Source organism: Occallatibacter sp. (assembly GCF_049802275.1).
GTDB lineage: Bacteria > Acidobacteriota > Terriglobia > Terriglobales > Acidobacteriaceae > Telmatobacter.
Genome location: NZ_JBARMD010000638.1, coordinates 1 through 4990, shown reverse-complemented (window position 1 = coordinate 4990; position 4990 = coordinate 1). Strand labels below are relative to the sequence as shown.

The 4990-nt window shown below is 59.1% G+C and carries 4 protein-coding genes; 2 read left to right on the top strand and 2 right to left on the bottom strand.

All coding sequences use genetic code 11. The features are described 5' to 3' along the window. Nucleotides 1–854: phosphotransferase enzyme family protein (locus WA354_RS21530; protein ID WP_472815077.1), on the top strand; the 854-nt coding region annotated here is incomplete at its 5' end. Here the strand turns inward: WA354_RS21530 and deoC are convergent. Continuing rightward, nucleotides 851–1585, bottom strand: coding sequence for a deoxyribose-phosphate aldolase (gene deoC / locus WA354_RS21525; protein WP_472815076.1), 735 nt, complete (start codon nt 1583–1585; stop codon nt 851–853). The two genes, WA354_RS21530 and deoC, sit on opposite strands and share 4 nt — an antisense overlap. Nucleotides 1586–1709: 124 nt before the next feature. Between deoC and WA354_RS21520 the strand changes: the two genes are divergently transcribed. Continuing rightward, nucleotides 1710–4001, top strand: a complete 2292-nt coding sequence (locus WA354_RS21520) for a xyloglucanase (protein WP_472815075.1) — start codon at nt 1710–1712, stop codon at nt 3999–4001. A gap of 39 nt (nt 4002–4040) precedes the next feature. On the opposite strand, the gene WA354_RS21515 is transcribed toward WA354_RS21520, so the two are convergent. Next, a complete protein-coding gene (locus tag WA354_RS21515) occupies nt 4041–4922 on the bottom strand; it encodes a creatininase family protein (protein WP_472815074.1) in 882 nt (293 codons plus the stop codon). Between the last annotated feature and the right edge of the window lie 68 nt (nt 4923–4990).

Sequence of the window (4990 nt, the reverse complement as noted above, 5' to 3'; positions counted from 1 at the left end):
CCACGCGTGAAGCGAATGTCGGCAGGCGCGTGTTGCAACTAATTCGAGCGCGAGCCGGCACATGCTGGCATGTGGATGGGGAGGGCCGCTACTGGCGCGGGTATCGCTTTATTGAGGGAGCACAGACGTACGATGCCGTAACCTCGCCGGCGCAGGCGTTCGAAGCGGCGAAGGCCTTCGGTGAGTTTCAGAGGCTGCTTGCGAATTTGCCGGGGCCACGGCTGCACGAGAGTATTACCGATTTTCACAACACGCGAAAACGGTTTGAGGCGCTTGAGCGGGCGGTTGGGGACGATGTTGCAAAGCGTTGCGCAGAGGCGCGGGAGGAGATTGCATTTGCCATGTCGCGAAGGGCGATTGCGACGGCCCTGCTCAGCGCCGAACTGCCGGAGCGCGTGACGCACAACGATACGAAATTGAACAATGTGCTGCTCGACGATGAGACCGGCGAGGGGATCTGCGTAATCGATCTCGATACCGTGATGCCCGGATTCGCCGCATACGATTTCGGCGATATGGTGCGGACCATGACCTGTCCGGCCGCAGAGGACGAGCGTGACCTGTCGCGGGTTGCGATGGATTTCGAACTCTTTGAAGCTGTGCTCCGGGGGTACCTGGAGGGTACGGGGAACTTCCTGACGGCTCGCGAGCGCGAATCGTTGATCGCAGGCGCAAAGGTCATCGTCTTCGAGCAGGGAATTCGTTTTTTGTCAGATCATCTTGCAGGCGACGCCTATTACAAGGTAGGCAGGCCAGGTCAGAATCTTGACCGCTGCCGGACCCAGTTCAAGCTTCTGGAATCGATCGAGCGGCAGCAGGACGAGATGTTGCTGCTGCTGCAGTCATTGATTTAGTACCCGGCAGGCGCGGTCGCCTGCGCGGTCTGCGTGATCGGTTCGAGGCCCAGCCGGCGGCGGCACTCCTCCAGCATCGCCTGTGTGCGCGTGGCGCCAACGCGGCTCACGCCGATTGTGCGGACAGCAAGCAGTGCGTCCAGATCGCGGATGCCGCCAGCGGCCTTCACTTGAACCCGCTCCGGCGTGTGTTTGCGCATCAGTTCAAGATCGGCCGTGGTAGCGCCGGTTGCCGCGTAACCGGTTGAAGTCTTGACCCAGTCAACGCCAATTTCGCCGCAGATTTCGCAGAGTCGAATTTTTGCAGCATCGTCATGGTAGGCGTTTTCAAAGATGACCTTAATCTTTGCGCCGCCGTCATGGATCAAAGTCGTCAGTCCGGCAATTTCATCCTCCACATAGTGCCAGTCCCCGCTGCGGGCTTTGCTGATGTTGATCACTGCATCGAGTTCCTGGCCGCCGTCGGCGAGAGCCTGCTGCGCCTCGGCAAGTTTGATAGCTGTAGCGTGTCCTCCGTGCGGAAAGCCAATCGTTGTGCTCGACTTCACTGTGGAATTCGCGAGCAGGTCCGCGCACCGTCGCAGCGCATAGGGCATGATGCAGACGCTCGCTGTGTTATAGCGCAGGGCGAGCGCGCAACCCTCCTCGAGCTCCTGCGTAGTAAGCGAAGGACTCAGCAGCGAGTGGTCGATCATTTTGGCGATGTCAGTGTATGTCCATAACTGCGTCATGAGACTCTCCACGCTCCTCAGGAGTATCGCACCAGCAGGAAGGCAGTGTCTGCTAGGCTTTCAGAGACCGAAACAATTTAATTGGCCGCAGATATCAAAGATCACGGGATCGGGGGATCCAATCGTGTTTTCAAGATCATTTCGCTTTCTTTTCGGGATAGCATTGCTCGGTGCATTCCTGTCGTCCGCAGAGACTCCGCTTCAACAGTCGTACAAGTGGAAGAGCGTGCAGATCGTGGGCGGCGGGTTTGTGGACGGCATCATTTTTCATCCTGCGGCAGCGGGCGTTCGTTACGCGCGCACGGACATGGGCGGAGCTTACCGGTGGGACGAGACGGCTCACCAATGGCAGCCCATGTTGGATTGGATGCCGTACAAGGACCTGAACCTGATGGGCGTCGAATCGATCGCCGTCGATCCGAATGATGCGAAGCGCGTGTACCTTGCGTGCGGGACCTACACCAACGAAAGGACGCCCAATGGGGCGATCCTGCGATCTGCGGATGGCGGGAAGACATTTGAGCGCACTGACGTGCCGTTCAAATTCGGAGGCAATGAAGACGGGCGCGGCAATGGCGAGCGGATGGCAGTGGATCCGAATGACGGACGGGTGTTGTATCTGGGAACCAGACACGATGGGCTGTGGCGATCGACGGATCGGGGCGTGACATGGTCGCGCGTGACGAGCTTTCCCGACGTGACGGAGGCGAGGCCGCCGATGCCTGCGCCGGATGCCGGCGAGACGCCGGAGCAGCGGTGGCACCGGATGCCGGTTCGAGGAAGTGGAATTGTTTTTGTGAAGTTTGTCGAGCCCATCTATTACGAGGGCGCAGCGAAGCCAACTTCGACGATCTATGTGGGCGTGTCGCTGATGAACCGACCGAATCTGTTTGTTTCGCACGACGCCGGTGCGACATGGCATGAAGTTGCCAGTGCGCCGACGCAATATCGGCAGACGCGCGCGGCGGTCTCTGTCTCATCTCTGTACGTGACGTGTGGCAATGCGCCAGGGCCTTCGCCGATGACGGATGGCGCGGTGTGGAAGCTCAATTTGCGGACAGGCGTATGGACCGATATCACGCCGGACCGACCGGTGAAGGGAAGCAGGGAATTTGGATATGCCGCAGTGTCGGTGGATGCGAAGCATTATCAAACGCTGATTGTGAGTACCTACAACCGTTATCACGCGGGCGGCGAAGACATCTTTCGCTCGACCGACGAGGGCGCTACGTGGAAACCGATTTTTGCCGGGGGCGGGACGTTTGATTATACGATTGCACCGTATGTTAAGCCCACGGCGATTCACTGGCTCTTTGATATCGAGATCGATCCACTTAACCCGGACCATGCGATGTTCACGACCGGCTATGGCGGTTGGGAGACATTCGATTTGACGGATGTTGATCGAGGCAAAGCAACGCACTGGTCAGTGATGGCCAAGGGAATCGAAGAGACTGTGGCGCTGGAACTCGACAGCACGAGTGATGGGGCGCATCTTGTCTCGGCGATTGGGGACTACGGCGGGTTTGTGCATTGGGACCTGGATGAGCCCGCCCCGGAGGGTGCATCGGCGCCACCGCGCATGGGCAACACAGCCGGAGTGGAAACTGCTTCGCTCGATCCGAATGTGATTGTCCGCGTGGGTGTGAGCGCTGCGCACAAGCCGGGAGAGAGTATCTCCTATTCGCTCGATGCGGGGCGGACGTGGCAACCGTGCGCATCGGCACCGAGTGCGCAGAGCCGCGCTGGGTCGATTGCGGTTTCGGCTGACGGCAAAACCTGGGTGTGGACGCCGGAGCGCGAGGGAGCATTTTTAACGCGGGATCATGGCACAACTTGGACAGCGGTTCAGGGATTGCCGGAGAGAATGCGGGTGATTGCCGACCCCGTGGACCCGATGAAGTTTTATTCCGACTCGCTGGCCGATGGGATGTTCTATTCGAGCATCGATGGAGCGACAACTTTCGTCGGACGGAAGGACTTGATACGCGAAGCGCTGCCCGCATCGGCGTTGGGCCAGCGCGGAGACGCACGCGGAGGGCAGGACCGACTCTATGCCGCTCCGGGACGCAGCGGAGATTTGTGGCTGGCCAGCTTTGACGGTCTGTACCACGCTTCGCTGAACACGGGGGGAGCTGCCACCTTCCATATGCCCTCTGTGACCGAGATTCATGCATTCGGGTTTGGGAAGGCTGCACCGGGCAAATCCTATCCGGCGCTTTACCTTGTGGGCACGATCAGCGGACAGCCGGGAATTTTCCGCTCTGACGATGAGGCGAAGACATGGGTACGCATCAACGACGATCAGCATCAGTGGGGATTGGTTCTGCAGGTTGCGGGCGATCCGCGAATATACGGGCGCGTATATGTCGGGACGCATGGGCGGGGAATTTTCTACGGCGATCCAGCGCGGTGAGATGAATCAACGCGCCGGTTCCCCGTCCGCCGTTAGCTTTTATTGTTTTGTATCAAGCGGATGCTTGGCATCTTCGAAGAACTGATCTTGCAGCTTCAGGCTTTCATCGTCAGCCTTGATGGCCTTGATGGCTTCGGCGATCTCGCTTGACCACACCTTTTGATCGAATTCGCCGAGTTGCTTGTTGGCAGCCGACGCATCGCCTGCATAGTGGTTAGGAAATCGCGCGTACCACCAGATGCCGGTGTAGACGGAGTCCGGCAGATGCAGCCGATGCTGATCGGCGCCCGACTGCTGCCCGGCGCGGTCCTGGTGAACGAGATCCGGCCGCGCGATAAGCATGTTGGATGTTTCCACTTCGCCGGCGTGCATGTCGAATGGCGTTTTAAGCGCGGGCCGGCCGTGGACGTTTTCATTGGGAAGGCCGAAGACGTACACAACGTAATCACGCTGGCTGGCGAGCTGCGACTGCGCAAAGAGCGGCAGGAGAGAGCCATTTCCTCCATGGCCGTTGACGATGACGATCTTCTTGCAGCCGTTGCGGGCCATCTCACTGACGGTTTCCTGCAGCAGCGTAAGTTGCGTAGAAAGCGAATAGGCCAGCGTTCCGGGCTGCTGGCGCGCTTCGAAAATCTGGCCGAAGTAGTACTCGGGGAAGACGACGGCGTATTCCTGCTTGACTGCGTTCGCCACGGCGAAGCGCACGTCAAGCAGGTCAGTGCCTAGCGGCAGATGAGGTCCATGTTTTTCAATGATGCCGAAGGGAAGCACGCAGACGCCCTCCGACTGATGGATGGCCTGTACGAAATCGGGAGCGGTTAGCTCCTCCCATTTAGCGGAAAGGCCCGATTGAGAAACTGCATCGCCTGCCAAGAACAACACAAGGAGAACAACCGCGAGAACACTGCGACGGGACTTCATGGTTTACCTCGTTGGATCAAGACACGCGATTTTACTCCGCGGGATGGGGACACGTCACCAACGGTTCC

Coding starts and splice junctions, on each gene's coding strand:
- deoC (WP_472815076.1), bottom strand. CDS start 1,585: ATGACGCAGTTATGGACATACACTGACATCGCCAAAATGATCGACCAC.
- WA354_RS21515 (WP_472815074.1), bottom strand. CDS start 4,922: ATGAAGTCCCGTCGCAGTGTTCTCGCGGTTGTTCTCCTTGTGTTGTTC.